13 protein-coding genes are annotated in these 17527 nt (G+C 51.6%); 9 read left to right on the top strand and 4 right to left on the bottom strand.

All coding sequences use genetic code 11. From position 1 onward, the window contains the following. Window positions 1–252: 252 nt before the first annotated feature. The 8 genes from nagE (at window position 253) to ACI2J2_RS11935 (ending at window position 13565) form a co-directional block, all read left to right on the top strand. A complete protein-coding gene (nagE, locus tag ACI2J2_RS11970; RefSeq protein ID WP_404760163.1) occupies window positions 253–2199 on the top strand; it encodes a PTS N-acetyl glucosamine transporter subunit IIABC in 1947 nt (648 codons plus the stop codon). A gap of 252 nt (window positions 2200–2451) precedes the next feature. Further along, window positions 2452–4116 carry a glutamine--tRNA ligase gene (gene glnS / locus ACI2J2_RS11965; protein WP_404760162.1) on the top strand — a complete coding sequence of 555 codons (1665 nt, stop codon included), beginning with the start codon at window positions 2452–2454 and terminating at the stop codon, window positions 4114–4116. Window positions 4117–4686: 570 nt separating this feature from the next. Next, on the top strand, window positions 4687–6090 hold the full coding sequence (locus ACI2J2_RS11960) for an OprD family outer membrane porin (protein ID WP_209636329.1): 1404 nt from the start codon (window positions 4687–4689) through the stop codon (window positions 6088–6090). Between the two features lie 216 nt (window positions 6091–6306). Then, window positions 6307–6633, top strand: a complete 327-nt coding sequence (chiQ, locus tag ACI2J2_RS11955) for a ChiQ/YbfN family lipoprotein (protein WP_209636327.1) — start codon at window positions 6307–6309, stop codon at window positions 6631–6633. A 14-nt stretch (window positions 6634–6647) separates the two neighbouring features. After that, on the top strand, window positions 6648–9305 hold the full coding sequence (locus ACI2J2_RS11950) for a beta-N-acetylhexosaminidase (RefSeq protein ID WP_404760161.1): 2658 nt from the start codon (window positions 6648–6650) through the stop codon (window positions 9303–9305). A 76-nt stretch (window positions 9306–9381) separates the two neighbouring features. After that, window positions 9382–10527 (top strand): MFS transporter, encoded by a 1146-nt coding sequence (locus ACI2J2_RS11945; protein WP_404760160.1) that lies wholly within the window; start codon window positions 9382–9384, stop codon window positions 10525–10527. 49 nt (window positions 10528–10576) lie between these two features. After that, window positions 10577–11614 (top strand): UDP-glucose 4-epimerase GalE, encoded by a 1038-nt coding sequence (gene galE, locus ACI2J2_RS11940; RefSeq protein WP_209636319.1) that lies wholly within the window; start codon window positions 10577–10579, stop codon window positions 11612–11614. Further along, window positions 11604–13565 carry a glycosyltransferase gene (locus ACI2J2_RS11935; RefSeq protein ID WP_404760159.1) on the top strand — a complete coding sequence of 654 codons (1962 nt, stop codon included), beginning with the start codon at window positions 11604–11606 and terminating at the stop codon, window positions 13563–13565. Before galE ends, ACI2J2_RS11935 begins: the two co-directional genes overlap by 11 nt. A 206-nt stretch (window positions 13566–13771) precedes the next feature. Here the strand turns inward: ACI2J2_RS11935 and fur are convergent, their stop codons facing one another. The 4 genes from fur to ybfF all read right to left on the bottom strand — a co-directional run bounded on the left by fur (window position 13772) and on the right by ybfF (window position 16659). After that, window positions 13772–14218 (bottom strand): ferric iron uptake transcriptional regulator, encoded by a 447-nt coding sequence (gene fur, locus ACI2J2_RS11930; protein ID WP_020825646.1) that lies wholly within the window; start codon window positions 14216–14218, stop codon window positions 13772–13774. A gap of 320 nt (window positions 14219–14538) precedes the next feature. Continuing rightward, window positions 14539–15078, bottom strand: a complete 540-nt coding sequence (gene fldA, locus ACI2J2_RS11925) for a flavodoxin FldA (RefSeq protein WP_209636316.1) — start codon at window positions 15076–15078, stop codon at window positions 14539–14541. A gap of 228 nt (window positions 15079–15306) precedes the next feature. Beyond that, window positions 15307–15594, bottom strand: coding sequence for a LexA regulated protein (ybfE, locus tag ACI2J2_RS11920; protein WP_012005675.1), 288 nt, complete (start codon window positions 15592–15594; stop codon window positions 15307–15309). 291 nt (window positions 15595–15885) lie between these two features. Continuing rightward, a complete protein-coding gene (gene ybfF / locus ACI2J2_RS11915) occupies window positions 15886–16659 on the bottom strand; it encodes an esterase (RefSeq protein WP_404760158.1) in 774 nt (257 codons plus the stop codon). 281 nt (window positions 16660–16940) lie between these two features. On the opposite strand from ybfF, the gene seqA reads away from it, so the two are divergent. Further along, window positions 16941–17480: a replication initiation negative regulator SeqA gene (seqA, locus tag ACI2J2_RS11910; protein ID WP_265554397.1), complete on the top strand. Its 540-nt coding sequence runs from the start codon at window positions 16941–16943 to the stop codon at window positions 17478–17480. Window positions 17481–17527 lie beyond the last annotated feature (47 nt).

The following is a 17527-nucleotide window of genomic DNA, read 5'->3' as shown; positions in this document are numbered from 1 at the left end:
TTCTCGCGTGAAGCGTCAGGCTTGATGATTTTTTTAATGATAAAATAAGTTTTGTGTGATGGCTAGCAATGTGGCAGGTAAAGACTGCTTTTTGGTGATATAAATCACAAAAAAGGAGGTTTTAATTTGCGATACGAAATAATTTTTTTACACTCCACTTGTTGTCGCTCGTCCAGAGTTAATCGCAGTGTGTGATGGCGCTTGCGTAAAATATGATAAAGCCCATAAAAGGGCATTAGGGGGAATATTAAGGTGAACATACTCGGCTTTTTCCAAAGATTGGGCAGGTCGTTGCAACTGCCAATCGCAGTACTGCCCGTTGCGGCGCTTTTGCTACGCTTCGGCCAGCCTGATTTACTCAATATTTCGTTCATCGCACAGGCCGGTGGATCAATCTTCGATAACCTGGCGTTGATCTTTGCTATCGGTGTGGCGGCAACCTGGTCGAAAGACAATGCCGGCTCAGCTGCACTGGCGGGCGCGGTGGGTTACTTCATCCTGACCAAGGCGATGGTCACCATTAACCCAGCAATCAACATGGGTGTGTTGGCAGGTATCATTACCGGCCTGGTGGGTGGTGCTGTCTATAACCGCTGGTCCGGCATCAAACTGCCAGAGTTCCTTTCCTTCTTCGGCGGTAAGCGTTTCGTCCCAATCGCTACCGGCTTTTTCTGTTTAATCCTTGCAGCCATCTTTGGTTATATTTGGCCACCGGTTCAAAATGCTATCCACGCAGGCGGTGAATGGATTGTTTCCATGGGCGCGATCGGTTCCGGTATCTTCGGTTTCGTTAACCGTCTGCTGATCCCAACCGGTTTGCATCAGGTATTGAACACCATCGCCTGGTTCCAGATTGGTGAATTCACCAATGCCGCAGGCACTATCTTCCACGGCGACATCAACCGCTTCTACGCGGGTGACGGCACCGCCGGGATGTTCATGTCCGGCTTCTTCCCAATCATGATGTTTGGTCTGCCGGGTGCGGCATTGGCCATGTATTTCGCGGCACCTAAAGAGCGTCGCCCAATGGTCGGCGGTATGCTGCTGTCCGTTGCTCTGACCGCATTCCTGACCGGTGTGACCGAGCCACTTGAATTCCTGTTCATGTTCCTGGCTCCGCTGCTGTATTTAGTCCACGCTATTTTGACCGGCATCAGCCTGTTTGTTGCTACCTTGCTGGGCATCCATGCCGGGTTCTCCTTCTCTGCCGGCGCGATCGACTACGTGTTGATGTACAACCTGCCAGCAGCCAGTAAGAACGTCTGGATGCTGATTGTGATGGGTCTGGTTGCCTTCGCGGTGTACTTCGTCCTGTTCTCTATCATTATCCGTGCGTTCAACTTGAAAACCCCTGGGCGTGAAGATGCGTCTGACGATGTCGTCGCTCCTGAAGCCAACAGCAACACGGATGAAGGCCTGCGCGCACTGTCTCGCAGCTACATTGGTGCCATCGGGGGGTCTGACAACCTGACCGGCATTGATGCCTGTATCACCCGTTTACGTCTGACCGTTAAAGATTCTTCAAAAGTACTCGATGCAAGCTGTAAGCGCCTGGGGGCTTCAGGCGTCGTGAAACTGAACAAGCAAACCGTTCAGGTTATCGTGGGCTCTAAAGCTGAAGCCATTGCTGATGGTATGCGTGCAGTCATCGCTACCGGCCCGGTTCCTGCGGCAGAAGTCGCACCGGCTGCCGGTGTGAATGTCGCAAAATCACAGGCTGTGCCTAATGCACCTAAAGTGGCCTTTGAGTCGCTGGTGGCGCCGGTAACAGGTGATGTGATGGCGTTGGATCAGGTTCCTGATGAAGCCTTTGCCAGCAAAGCCGTAGGCGACGGCGTAGCGATTCGCCCGACCGACAAAACCGTAGTGGCACCGGCTGACGGCACCATCGTGAAAATCTTCAACACCAATCATGCATTCTGTCTGGAAACAGACAAAGGTGCGGAGATTGTGGTGCACATGGGTATCGACACCGTTGCACTGAACGGTCAAGGCTTCAAACGTCTGGTTGAAGAGGGTGCTGAGGTGAAAGCCGGTCAGCCAATCCTTGAATTGGATCTGGAATTCCTGAACGCCAATGCCCGTTCGATGATCAGTCCTGTCGTGGTCAGTAACTCTGACGATTACGCAGGTCTGACGGCGCTGGCAACCGGCTCTGTCGTGGCTGGCCAGACCAAGCTGTTTGAGATCCAAAAATAAACTGTTTTACCTGAGTAGTGCCCGGGGTGTTTAACGAGTCATGACGGAAGGCACCCTACCTTTGGCGGGAAGAGAGCAATCTCTTCCCGCTTTTTTATGGGTGGCGAAGAAAGAAGAGGCCACAGAAAGGGGGGCAGCGATCCATTGTGGTGCAATGCTCCGCATTTTTCGTGAAACAAACGGTTGTTTCCGGGCGTGGCTTGTTGGAACATAGGCGGTTATGTGTAGCGCTTTGCATTGAGGAATAGTGAAATGAGTGAGGCTGAAGCCCGCCCAACCAATTTTATCCGTCAGATCATTGATGAAGATCTGGCGTCAGGGAAACACGCGTCTGTTCATACCCGTTTCCCACCAGAGCCAAATGGCTATCTGCATATTGGCCATGCTAAATCCATCTGCCTGAACTTTGGCATCGCCCAAGATTATCAAGGCCAGTGCAACCTGCGTTTCGATGATACTAACCCGGTAAAAGAAGACATCGAGTTCGTTGAGTCGATCAAACACGATGTAGAGTGGTTGGGCTTTGAGTGGAGCGGTAACGTCCGTTATTCCTCAGATTACTTCGATCAACTGCACCATTATGCGGTGGAACTGATCGGTAAAGGCTTGGCTTATGTCGATGAACTGTCGCCTGAACAGATCCGTGAATATCGCGGTAGCCTGACCGCGCCGGGTAAAGACAGCCCATACCGTGACCGCAGCATAGAAGAGAACCTGGCGCTGTTTGAGAAAATGCGCAACGGCGAGTTCGCCGAAGGTGCCGCTTGCCTGCGCGCTAAAATTGATATGGCATCCTCGTTTATCGTGATGCGCGATCCCGTGCTGTACCGTATCAAATTTGCTGAGCATCACCAGACTGGCAACAAATGGTGCATCTATCCGATGTACGATTTCACCCACTGCATTTCCGATGCGCTGGAAGGGATCACCCATTCACTGTGTACGCTGGAGTTCCAGGACAACCGCCGTCTGTATGACTGGGTGCTGGATAACATCACCATCCCTTGTCATCCGCGTCAATACGAGTTCTCGCGTCTGAATCTTGAGTACGCCATCATGTCGAAGCGCAAGCTGAATCAGTTGGTGACCGAGAATATCGTTGAAGGCTGGGATGACCCGCGTATGCCGACCGTTTCTGGCCTGCGTCGCCGTGGCTATACTGCCGCATCAATTCGCGAGTTCTGCCAGCGTATCGGCGTGACCAAGCAGGATAACAACGTCGAAATGATGGCGCTTGAGGCCTGTATTCGTGAAGATCTGAACGAGAACGCGCCGCGTGCGATGGCCGTGCTGGATCCGGTGAAGGTCGTTATCGAGAATTTGACGACCGGTGTGGAAATGGTGACGATGCCTAACCACCCGAATAAGCCGGAAATGGGCAGCCGTGAAGTGCCGTTCAGCCGTGAGATTTATATTGATCGCGCTGACTTCCGTGAAGAAGCCAACAAACAGTACAAGCGTCTGGTACTGGGTAAAGAAGTGCGTCTGCGTAATGCATACGTGATCAAGGCGGAACGCGTTGAGAAAGACGCTGAGGGTGAGATTACCACCATCTTCTGCAGCTATGACCCCGATACGTTGAGCAAGGATCCTGCCGATGGCCGCAAGGTGAAAGGTGTGATCCACTGGGTTTCCGTTGAGCACGCATTGCCAGCTGAAATCCGCCTGTATGATCGTTTGTTCAATGTGCCGAATCCAGCTGCAGCAGAGGACTTCCTGACCACGATCAACCCTGAGTCGTTGGTTATCAAGCGTGGCTTCGTAGAGCCAAGCCTGGCAGCAGCACAGCCTGAAAAAGCCTATCAGTTCGAGCGTGAAGGTTATTTCTGTGCTGACAGCCGCGACTCTTCGGCCGAGCACCTGGTGTTCAACCGCACTGTTGGCCTGCGTGATACCTGGGCTAAAATTGACGCCTGAGTTCTGAAGCGGTATTAACGCGAAAAGCGCAACTTGAGTTGCGCTTTTTTTATGCCTGTCGCTGCCGCTTAGCCCCAGCAGGGCATTTTATTTTCTCAATCTTATTTATCTGCCCGGCATATCAGTAATTTCTTGATAAAAATCATTAGTAATATAACATTGTCTTATATATTCGCGATGCGAATTAATGTCATTTAGAGAGCGCTCTCACATTTTTTCTCCTGACTGACTTTTTTGATTAAGCTGAAACCATTAATCGTCTCTGGTTGACCTGATATCCTTTTTTATTCTGATTTAATTGAATTTTTTATTCGACAGCCTCTTTGCATAGCTACGTAACAAAATCTCATCGATATGTGCTCTTTGTCATACTTTGACAAATCTCTCTCATAATTCATTTGATAATTCGCGTCGCGAAAAATAGTCTAGCTGTAGCAATAAGTGCTGTGGGGTTTGAGCTCTGCCAGCATTATTTTTTACCCGGTTGGGTTTTTTATTAGCAGTCGTGCAGGGCAGTGGTGAACACGGGCGGCTGCAACTTTTAAAGTTAAGTCAAAGAGGAATTTCATTATGGGTACGCACGGTGCTCAGCGTAAAACGCTGGCGCTCGCAGTAGCGGGTGCGCTGTTGGGAACAGGGTTTGCCATGGCCCCTGAGGCGAAAGCCGCAGGGTTTGTCGATGATTCCACGATGACCGGCGGTGTGTATTACTGGCAACGTGAACGCGACCGTAAAGATCTCAATCCGACCAGTGACGATTACAATAAATACACCACTAACCTGTCACATTCGACGGCCAACCTGAGCCTGGATTTCGCTTCGGGCTATGCCTGGGACATGTTTGGTCTGGACGTAGGCGCCTTTACCGCCATTGAGCTCGCTGAGTCCAGTGCCAGCGGCCACCCGAACGAAATTGCGTTCTCTTCCAAAAACCGTACCTATGATGAAGATTACAGCGGCGATAAAGGCGGTATCAGCCTGTATAAAGCTGCAGGTAAATTCAAGTATGGCCCCGTCTGGGCACGTGCCGGTTATATCCAGCCAACCGGCCAAACTTTGCTGGCGCCACACTGGAGCTTTATGCCGGGCACCTATCAAGGGGCTGAGGCCGGTGCCAAATTTGACTACGGTGATGCAGGGGCATTGAGTTTCTCCTACATGTGGACCAATAAATACAAAGCGCCATGGCATATCGAAATGGACGACTTCCGCCAGAACGATAAAAAAACGGGCGTCTCCTACCTTCATTCGCTTGGTGCGAAGTATGACTTTAAAAACGACTTTGTACTGGAAGCGGCATTCGGTCAGGCCCAGGGCTATGTAAACCAGTACTTCACCAAAGCCTCTTATAAATTCGATCTGGTAGGCAACCCGTTGACGACCAGCTATCAGTTCTACGGTACGGAAGACCGCATTAGCGACAAGAATGATCCTAACAGCATCTATGACGGGTTAGCCTGGTTGCAGGCGCTGACTTTTGGCTACACCACAGGGCAGTTTAATTGGCGCCTGGAAGGCACCATGGTCAAGGCCGAAGGCAATCAGGGTTACTTCCTGCAGCGTATGACTCCAACTTACGCTTCGTCCAACGGGCGTCTCGACGTGTGGTGGGATAACCGTTCTGACTTCAACGCCAACGGCGAAAAAGCGGTTTACGCCGGCGTGATGTATGACCTGAGCAACTGGAACCTGCCGGGGATGGCGGTTGGCGGTTCTTATGTTTATGCCTGGGATGCGAAGCCGAGTACCAACCCAATGTACGATCAGAGCCAGCGTTTGAAAGAAAGCGCCTGGAGCCTGGACGCGATGTACACCATTCAGGACGGTCGTGCCAAAGGCACCCTGCTGAAACTGCACTACACCCAATATGACAACCACACCAACATCCCAAGCTGGGGTGGCGGCTACGGCAACATCTTCCAGGACGAGAAAGACGTCAAGTTCATGGTTATCGCACCATTCACCATTTTCTAAAACATAGCCTATGGCCTTCAAGTTACGGCTAGGCGGCCAGCTGGCTCCTCCCCTGGCAAGGTAGGGGCGCTGCATGCAGCGCCCGTATTCATCGGGACGAATATATTCGTCCCCTAGGGTAACGGGTAAGCGAGTGCCGATAACAACGCTGCGGCTTGAAAGATGACGGGTATATTCCCGGCGGCAGCGCCGGGGACACTTAACGGGAATAACACGATGAAAAAAATCATGTTGATGTTGGCCGCAACTGTCGCGCTGAGTGCGTGTGTACAGCCAGCTGCACCGCCGGAAGACGCCAAATTGAAACAGGCCTACAGTGCCTGTATTAACACTGCCGAAGGGTCGCCAGAAAGGCTACAGCCCTGTAAGGCCGTGCTGAACGTATTGAAACAAGAGAAGCAGCATCAGCAGTTTGCCGAGCAGGAAACGGTGCGGGTGATGGATTATCAGAACTGCATTCAGGCGGTTCATAGCGGCAACGGCCAGGCTTATGACGCACAGTGCGGGAAAATTTGGAAAGAGATCCACGATAACAATAATTAAGGATGATGCTAAAGATGAACAAATTCAAATTGAGTGCGGTTGCTGCATTGACGGCAACCGTAGGGTTATTTGGCAGCGTGGGGAACGCGATGGCCAATCAGCAATTGGTGGATCAACTTAGCCAGTTGAAACTGAATTTGAAAATGGTCGATAACCGCGCCGCAGACAGTGGCCTGGATTGCGGCAAACTGGGCGCCGATTGGGCAGCATGCAATAAGGTCCTAATCAGTCTGACCAACGATAATCAGGAAATTACAGGCCACGACTGGGCGATTTACTTCCACAGTGCCCGCCAGACAATGCGGGTGGACAACGATCAATTCAAAATATCTCACCTGACGGGCGATCTGTATAAGCTGGAGCCCACCGATAAATTTACCGGCTTCCCTGCGGGTAAAACGGTTGATATCCCGATTATTGCAGAATACTGGCAGTTGTTTAAAACAGACTTTGTGCCGCGCTGGTATGCCACTTCAGGCGATGCCAAGCCAAAAATCCTGATCAATACCGACACCGAAGATCTGAGTCAGTTTGTGGCGCCCTTTACCGGCGACCAGTGGAAGCGCACCAAAGATGACAATAACATCTTGATGACGCCAGCCTCCCGTTTCACAAAAAATGCCGAGCTGAAAACCTTGCCGGCAGCGTCACTACGCGGTCAGATCGTGCCCACGCCGCTGCATGTGAAAGTACATTCACAGGATGCCGATCTGAGTAACGGCGTAGCGCTGGAATTAAGCGCATTGTCCAAACCGGCCGCAGACGCGGCAACCCAACGTTTTGCTTTATTGGGAATAACCGATAACGCGAGTGGCTATCCGATCAAGACCGATATCCAGCCTGGAAAATTCAACGGTGAGTTGGCGGTGTCGGGTGCCTATGCGTTGAGCATTGGCAACAAGGGAGCACAGGTTATCGGTTTCGATCAGGCCGGGGTTTTCTATGGTCTGCAATCTATACTGTCGCTGATTCCTGCCGACGGTAGCGCCAAAATTGCCACGCTGGAGGTTAAAGATGCTCCACGCTTCCAGTATCGCGGTATCTTCCTGGACGTCGCACGTAACTTCCATCAAAAAGAGGCCGTTTTGCGTCTGCTTGACCAGATGGCGGCTTACAAACTCAATAAATTCCATTTCCACCTGAGTGATGACGAAGGTTGGCGTATTGCCATCCCAGGGTTGCCGGAATTGACGGAAGTCGGGGGGCAGCGCTGCCATGACTTGAGTGAAACCACCTGCTTGTTACCACAATACGGCCAAGGCCCTGACGTCTACGGTGGGTTCTTCTCCCGTCAGGATTATATCGACATTATCAAATACGCTCAGGCGCGCAAGATTGAAGTGATCCCAGAGATCGATATGCCGGCGCATGCTCGTGCAGCCGTGGTCTCAATGGAAGCACGTTATAAAAAACTGCAAGCCGCAGGTAAAGAGCAAGAGGCCAACGAATTCCGCCTGGTGGATCCGACCGATATCTCCAATACCACCTCGGTGCAGTACTTCAACCGTCAAAGCTACCTCAACCCTTGCCTGGACTCGTCCAAGCGCTTTGTCGATAAGGTGATTGGCGAGATTGCCCAAATGCACAAAGAGGCGGGGCAGCCGCTGAGCACTTGGCACTTTGGCGGTGACGAGGCGAAAAACATTCGTTTAGGTGCTGGGTATACCGATGTTGCCAAGCCGGAGGCGGGTAAAGGCATCATTGATCAGCGTAAAGAAGACAAACCTTGGGCGAAGTCCCAGGTGTGCCAAATGATGATCAAAGACGGTAAAGTCGCGGATATGGAACACCTGCCAAGCTACTTTGGCGTCGAAGTTAGCCAACTGGTGAAGGCACATGGCATCGACAGAATGCAGGCTTGGCAGGATGGTCTGAAAGATGCGAAGAATGCCAAGGCATTCGCTACTGAACGCGTCGGGGTGAATTTCTGGGATACCTTGTATTGGGGCGGTTTTGATAGTGCCAATGACTGGGCCAATAAAGGCTACGAAGTGATCCTGTCTAACCCGGATTACGTTTACATGGATTTCCCGTATGAGGTGAATCCGGACGAGCGTGGCTATTACTGGGGTACCCGTTTCAGCGACGAACAGAAAATGTTCAGCTTTGCGCCGAATAACTTGCCGCAAAATGCGGAAACCTCGGTTGACCGTGATGGCAATCATTTCACCGCCAAGAGCGACAAACCTTGGCCGGGCGCTTACGGTATTTCAGCCCAGATGTGGAGTGAAACCCAGCGCACCGACGATGAAATGGAATACATGATATTCCCTCGTTCGCTGTCGGTGGCAGAGCGCGCATGGCACCGCGCAAGTTGGGAGCAAGATTACCGGGCGGGCCGGGAGTATAAAGGCGGTGAAACCCACTTTGTCGACACGAAGAAACTGGATCGTGATTGGCTGCGCTTTGCCAACCTCCTTGGTCAGCGAGAACTGGCAAAACTGGACAAAGGTGGCGTGAGTTATCGGCTGCCGGTGCCGGGCGCTCGCGTAGTGGGGGGCATGCTGGAGGCCAATATTTCTCTGCCGGGTCTGGGCATTGAGTATTCCACGGATGGTGGCAAGCAATGGCAGCGGTACGATGCCAACGCCAAGCCGCGAGTTGGCGGTGAGGTGCTTATCCGCGCGATAAGCCCGGACGGGAAGCGCTATAGCCGTGCCGAGAAAGTGTAATTTTTGAGCCACGGCCCGTCTGTTCGCAGGCGGGCCGTTATTGATCCTCAATAGCAGCGACCGACGGTAATCAGAGATGAATTCGATACGGCTGACCTTTATGGTCGTTGCTTTTTTTTCCGGGATTGCCGGGGCACTGCAAATACCGACCCTGAGTCTGTTCCTCACGACCGAGGTGCAGGTCACGTCTTTATGGGTCGGTTTTTTTTATGCGGTTAACGCTGGCGTTGGCATTATTGTCAGTTTTTTACTGGCGAAAAAATCAGACCGCCAACGGGATCGGCGCAACCTGATTTTAATCTGTTATTTATTGGCGGCGGGGAACTGTCTGTTATTTGCATTTAATCGTAATTATTTAACGCTAATAACGGTGGGCGTGCTGTTAACGGCCATCGCCAATACGGCGATACCGCAATTATTTGCTCTTGCGCGTGAGTATGGCGAGCGCTCAACGCAAAACGTTGCGATGTTCAGCGCGGTCATGCGCGCCCAACTTTCTCTTGCCTGGGTCTTTGGCCCCCCATTGGCGTTTATGCTGGTGGTGAATTATGGCTTCACTGCCATGTTTATTTTTGCCGCGGGGATATTTCTGTTAGTTACGCTGTTGGCTTGGCGGATATTGCCCGAGGTGGCGCGTGTCATCATCAATAGCCATGTCGCAACGCAGCAAAAAACGGTCTTTGATAAAGACGTTAGCCTGCTGTTTTTTGCCTCGGTATTGATGTGGACCTGCAGCGCCATGTATCTGATTGATGTTCCGCTGTATATCAGTGCCGAACTGGGTTTGCCGCAGCGTTTGACCGGCTGGATGATGGGCGTTGCCGCTGCGATAGAAATCCCGATCATGATCCTGGCAGGGCGTTACGTGAACCGGGTGGGCAAACGCCTGATGATGTTGACTGCGATGGTGGCTGGCATGCTGTTTTATGCCGGCATGCTGTGGTTTACCTCTCCCGTTGGCTTGCTGGTCTTGCAGGTCTTTAATGCGATATTTATCGGTATTGGGGCCACCATCGGCATGCTCTACTTCCAGGATTTGATGCCGGAACGGGCGGGGATGGCCACCACGTTGTTCACCAACAGTATTTCAACCGGCGTGATCCTGGCCGGAATATTACAAGGGATCCTGACCGAGTACGGGCCACATTCCTCCGTTTATCTGTTAGCCATATTACTGCTTTTTATTGCTTTACCTGTCGGTTTTAAAACCCGGGAAGTGTAGGTGGTTTCTGAGTGAGTCGTTTATTTTTAAACACAAACAAGGATATATGATGGCTATATTGGTGACGGGCGGCGCCGGTTATATCGGCTCGCATACGGTGTTGGCGCTGTTGGAAAGGGGGGAGAACGTCGTTGTATTAGACAACCTGTCCAACAGTTCGTCAGAGTCTCTGTTTCGCGTAGAAAGGCTGACGGGGAAAAAAGTTATTTTCTATCAGGGTGATATTCAACAATATCACCTATTGGATCACATCTTCCGTCAGCATGATATTCATGCTGTTATTCATCTTGCCGGTTTGAAATCTGTCAGAGAATCAACCGAGCAGCCACTGAAATATTATCAAAATAATATTTCGGGATCATTGATCGTACTGGACAGAATGCGCCATGCGGGCATTAATCAGTTTATTTTCAGCTCTTCGGCCACCGTTTACGGACCTGCGGAATATACCCCGCTGACGGAAAATTGCCGTGTTGGGCAGACCACGAATCCTTATGGCACTTCCAAGCTGATCGTTGAGCAGATCCTGGCAGAGTTTGCCACCACTGCGCCACAGATGGCGATCACCGCATTGCGTTATTTTAATCCCGCCGGTGCGCATGAGTCTGGCTTGATTGGTGAAGATCCCGCCGGCATTCCCAATAATCTTCTGGCGTATCTGGCACAGGTGGCTATTGGCAAACTCGCGGTGTTGCCCGTGTATGGCAACGACTACCCGACCAGCGATGGAACTGGGGTACGTGATTATATCCACGTTATGGATCTGGCTGAAGGGCATTTGAAAGCGCTGGATAACCTGCAGCCAGGTTTTAACGTCTATAACCTGGGCACGGGCAAGGGTTACTCGGTACTGGAAATTATTCAGGCGTTCGAACGTGCCTGTGGATTCAAGATCGCCTACCAATTTAATCCCCGACGTGCGGGTGACATCGCCGAGTGTTGGTCCGATCCGTCGTTGGCTGCGGAAAAGCTGGGTTGGCAAGCTAAGCGCAGCCTGGAAAAAATGGTATGTGATGCGTGGTCTTGGCAGAGCAAAAATCCGCAGGGTTATGGTCCATTAATAAGGATGGCTGCCGATGGCGCTTAACAACGGGCATTTTGGCGCCCTGCAGGATGATCTGTTTCGGGCTGAATATGAGGCGCGGCTAAGCGATTTGAAGTTTGAATTCGTGAAGTGCCAACGTCAGGCTACGCCAGCGGCAAAGGCGCGTTATCAACGTGGGGTGAATCAACTACGGGAATGGCTGTCTGCGCAGGGGCATTTATTTGATGCCGCACGCTGTTCTTCACTATTTTGCGTGCCCACGCGGCCACTTGCCGCAGGGGAACAATTGCTGCACCGCATTTGGTTGGGCGGAGCCATTCCTGACGACGCGCGAGAAGTTATCTCTCAGTGGGGGGATGCACAACAAGCGGTGAGTCGTGGCGAGGCTCGTGACTGGGTCGGCATGTTATGGGTTTGGGATGCAAAGCAGCTGGCAAAGGATGCCTGTTTCATTGCCTCACCCCAAACGCATGGCGGCCAGTTGGGTGAGTACGATGCCGGTAACCATCGCCTGCAGGTGCATTCGTTGAGTGAACTGGCGCAAAGAAGAGTCGGTAATAGTTTGGGGTTTATCCATCAGCTCCATGATAAACGCTATTACGCCACACTGTCCGACTACTTCCGCTTTTTGATTTTGATTGAGATGGGGGGCGTGTATATGGATATCGACACACTTCCCCACCGAGCGGCGACACTGTTTCTGATCAAGCCTGAGGTTCCGGACTATCTTCAGTTCCTGCCCGGAGGTGAAGTTAGCCACGTCAGTTGGTTGAATTTGTTCCTCGACGAAACGGGAATGATCATCAGCCGTAAGGGAGATATGGCGCTGTGCAGGATGTTAGCTGGGCTCGATCAAATTTATGCGGGGGAAAGCAGTGAGGTACCGGAAAGAAATCCGATTTATGAACGGAAGCTGTTCGATCCTTTTTACCAATTGTGGAGTCGTCATATTGAACGTACTTTCCTCAGCCACGATCGTTTTTGCCAGATGCATGGTGTTTTGTATGACGCAACCCCACAGGCGGTAACCTGCGGTATTCGCGGTATGCGGCTGCTGGAAGATGTGATCACCAATGTGCGGCTACCGTTGTCGCAAGAAGAAGAGCAGAGCTACCGGCAATGTGTTAGCCGGTTGGAAAATCTGGATTGGCAGCTTGAGCAGCCGCTGGATTTGGCACGCTATGCGGAAATATTTACCGTTGATGAAGTACCTCGCATGGCCTATCCGGCGCAGATTCGGTCCGACATCGATCATTACCACTACTATTCGGTGCTTTCTCATGATCAGCGGCTTGATCGGGTAAACCAGCTTTTTGGGGAGTACCTGATTGCCGACAACCGGCGGCAGATAGCGGCAGGGAATTACTGGCGTTCTGCCCAGGGCGAGGGGGAGGCTGTGCCGCCTGAACCGCGGGGATCGTTGCATTTCATGGCGGGACGGCAGGTGGGTGAAGCGGATAAGACCCGCATGGCAAAGCTGATTTTTAGCACGAGCTACCTGGAATACTGTTCTGTTGGCAATCGTGCTGGGCTGGATCTGGTGTCTTTGCAGCAGGCGCAAAATATCGAGCCTTACCTGGATCTGATCACCGTGGCTTACGATCGGCGCGGAGAGTTTATCGGTTTTTTCAATGCGGCGACCGTCAGTGAACTGTATGCCATAGACGCGGACTACCTTTATCGCGATGAAATGAAACCTCTTGATGAGGCTTACGACAGCTTTGTGCAAAGCCACTGTGTCGCTGACGATTATTTTGTCTGTAGCTTGGCGATTGAGAGCCAATTTCGGGGGCTGGGGTATTTTAACCAAATGTTTGCCTTGATTCAGCTACAGGCGGATCAACGCCAGGCGAAAAACATTGCGCTGTGCGTCTGGCAAAGTAGTGATGCCTGCAAAATGTATTTGAACAAGGGGTTCCGTATTCGTGGTGTGTTCGACCAAGCCAAGGCAATGTTTTTTGATCGGCTGCTCTTTCTTGAATATGCATTGTAACGAGTTTACTCATCCGCGTGTCGGCGGGGGAGTTGACGTTGAAGTGGGTGTAAGTGGGAAGTGAGAAGTACCGTGGAGAAGTGCCGCTGCAATTGTTGTCATTTAGCTATGATCTTTCCCCGGGCCTGTCCGGGGATTTTTTTATCTATTTGCTTCAGGCATAAAAAAACCGCCGTTAAGGCGGTTCTCAATGCCGGTTAAGGGCATTATTTTTTGTCGTGCAGAGTGTCGTCTTCGCGGCAGTCACCCGTTTCACAGTGGCCGTACAGGTACAGGCTGTGGTTGGTGAGCTTGATGCCGTGTTGTTTGGCGATATCACGCTGACGCACTTCGATAGATTCATCGCTGAATTCGATCACTTTGCCACAATCCAGGCAAATCAGGTGGTCGTGATGATGTTGCTGAGTCAGTTCGAACACGGACTTGCCGCCTTCGAAGTTGTGACGAGTCACAATGCCTGCATCATCAAATTGGTTCAGTACGCGGTAAACCGTAGCCAGGCCAATTTCTTCGCCCATATCTATCAGTTTTTTGTACAGATCTTCCGCACTGACGTGATGGCATTCCGGATTTTGCAGTACTTCCAGGATTTTGAGTCGCGGAAGCGTGACTTTTAAGCCGGCCTTCTTCAATGCGGTGTTGTTGTCAGTCATGCGGATTCAGTCCTGTTACTATGCTAATCAAGTTGAGGCGTTCTCGCCTGTGGCATCGGTCGGCACAAAGTGTTAATTGCGTCTCATTATAGAACCGGTTGGCCTAAATAGAAACCGCCGGTTGTTAACAAAGATATAATTGCACTATTGCATGTTGCACACGCAACGTCTTGATGGATGGGATAAACCGATATCTCAGTCTACCTTGACGATGTGAGAAGTTACAAATATGTATCTTCTATTGCAGTAATCCGTACTGCCGATGACGGCCCTGCCGGCAACACTATGCACTTTGCAGGGCTTTTGTTCAACCTTTGGCGTTACCCGACGATCTCGGCCAGGCTCAACTCTTCGACGATTTGTTTTACCCAACCTTCGACACGTTCATTGGTCAGTTCTGGCTGGCGATCTTCGTCAATGGCGAGACCGATGAAGTGGCTGTCACTTGCCAGGCCTTTCGACGCTTCGAAGTGGTAACCTTTGGTTGGCCAGTGGCCTACAATGGCGGCGCCACGTGGTTCAATGATGTCGCGGATAGTCCCCATCGCATCACAGAAATATTCTGCATAGTCTTCTTGGTCGCCACAGCCAAACAGCGCAACCAGTTTGCCGTTGAAGTCGATCTCTTCCAGCGTTGGGAAGAAGTCATCCCAGTCACACTGGGCTTCGCCGTAGTACCATGTCGGGATACCGAGCAACAGAATATCGAAACCTTCCAGGTCTTCTTTACTGCTTTTGGCGATGTCGTGAATTTCGCAAACATCGTCGCCAAACTGTTGCTTAAGAATTTTCTGGATCATCTTGGCAATGTTTTCGGTATTGCCAGTGTCGCTGCCAAAGAAAATGCCTACATTAGCCATATCGCGTATAACCTTTAAATTCAATAAATTGCATTACACGATGTTAGCGCTGACCACGATAACACCGATTAAAATGATGCCATAGCAAGGGAAACCCTTACCGGTAATTGCGTATCATGCCAGAAATTTACCCCGGGGTTTTATCACGTTTATGCGATACCGGGTGGAATAAAACGATGTTGATCGGGCGTCATCCTTAACGCCGCGCCGCACGTGCGGCTGCAATGATCAATGTTCTGGCTGGTCGTCTGCCAGTTGCGCCAACAGCATTTGCTCAATAAGCTCGCTGCGACTGATATTACGCTGTTCCGCCAATTTGTTCAGGGCGTCCACCGCATCCGCGTTGATCTTCAGTTCCACACGCCGTAAGCCACGGACTTTATCGCGTCGAAGCTGATTACGCTTATTGATTCTAAGCTGTTCATCTCTGGATAGCGGGTTGGTTTTCGGGCGCCCCGGACGGCGTTCATCTGCGAACAGATCCAGCGTCGTGCGATCCGTTTGTTCTTTTGCCATAGGTAGCGGTACTGCAAGGGAGTTTGCATCAAAAAGCGCGTAAACGCTTCTGGATGGTTCGGTTAACACACTTCGGGCCAATAAACCCTAACCCAAATTCACCCCCAGCCCGGCGCTATTGAACACGCTTAGCACGGCGGCAAAATTATAGCGCGCCATATTACCCCAGCAGATGGAGCGACGACAATGTTTAACTGAGCCGAAAACGCGCTAAGCCGTTATCTTTAGCGCGTTTTTTCACCAGATGGCCGTTTTAGGGAGGATTCCTTCTCTGACAAGGGGGCAATTGGCTCAGGCTTCGCCGAGAAAACGATGAATGGCACGTAACACGGCTTCTGGTTTTTCTGCATGAACCCAGTGCCCAGTGCCTGCAACCACGTGTGCACGCGCCTGTGGGAATTGACGGGCGATATCGGCGCGGTAGCTATCTTGTACATAGGGCGACAGCCCACCACGAATGAACAGCGTCGGGTGCGGCCAGGCGGGGACTTCCTGCCAGCCGGTGATATTTTCATATTGATCGATCAGCGCCGGCAGGTTGAAACGCCATTGGCCCTGATGGAATGACTTCAACAAGAACTGGATCACACCTTCTTCATCCAGATAGCTGCGCATCAACTCCGCAGCCTGTTGGCGCTGCGTGATGCCGGCTGCGCTGACGGCTTGTAACGCGGCAAAAATTTCGTCGTGGCGGCGAACGTGATAGTCCACCGGTGCAACGTCAATAATGATCAGTTTCTCCACTCGCTCTGGCGCGATGGCCGTCAGTGCCATCGCCGCTTTACCGCCCATTGAATGGCCGATAACAATGACCTTCTCCAGATGCAAATCATCCAGCAACGCCAGCAGATCCTGGGCCATTTCCGGGTAGGTCATTACCGCTGAGCGTGGCGACAGGCCGTGGTTACGCAAATCGACTTTAATCACGCTGTGCTGTTGGTTCAGGTCGCGCGCCAGGACGCCCAGATTGTCCAGATTGCCGAATAGCCCGTGGATCAGCATGACCGGCAACGCTGCGGACTCGGTTGCCAGCAATTGATAATGTAATTTCATGGTGAAGTTCATACTGAGAGAGATTCAGATTAGGTTATCATGATTAAAACACCGGATGAACATACCCGTTGCCGTGCTGCCGCTTGAAATCCATGGGGTATAACGCGGATTTTTCATGGTAAGGTGCGGGTTTGGCAACGTGGATGCTGGGCGGACTCTAGGTAATAGTCTGCTTTTGCCCTGTCGGGACACATTGTTATGTTCGCTCCCGCGCTTTTAACCTTATAATCCCATGGCTTGAATGCAGGATCTGGCTTCAGGTTCTAAGTAGAAAAAAACAGTACTGGATAAAGATGAAAACTATTGAAGTCGACGAAGAGCTTTACCGTTATATTGCCAGCCACACGCAACATATTGGTGAGAGCGCGTCCGATATTTTGCGCCGTATGTTGAAATTTACCGCCGGTCAGCCCTTGCGCGCTGCGCCAGTTGCCAGCGCACAGAGCGCCGAGCAGGACAAAATTGTTGCTGCTCCGCGACCGCGCGATCGCGTGCGTGCCGTGCGCGAACTGCTGTTGTCGGATGAGTATGCCGAGCAGAGCAAAGCGGTGAATCGTTTTATGCTGGTACTATCCACCCTGTATACCCTCGATGCGGCCGGTTTTGCCACCGCAACTGAAGCGTTGCACGGCCGTACCCGCACCTATTTTGCAGGCGATCAGCAAACCCTGTTGGCGAATGGAACGCACACCAAGCCGAAGCACGTTCCGGGCACGCCTTATTGGGTGATCACCAATACCAATACCGGTCGCAAACGCAGCATGGTGGAGCACATCATGCAGGCTATGCAGTTCCCAGCGGAACTGACAGATAAAGTTTGCGGCACTATCTAATTTAGCGAACAGCCCGTCATGGTGGCCGTGAGCGACATATTGCCAGG

The organism is Serratia sp. NPDC087055 (assembly GCF_044900985.1).
Lineage (GTDB): Bacteria > Pseudomonadota > Gammaproteobacteria > Enterobacterales > Enterobacteriaceae > Serratia.
The sequence above is the reverse complement of the archived record's forward strand: the minus strand, read 5'-3'. Positions and strand labels throughout refer to the sequence as shown.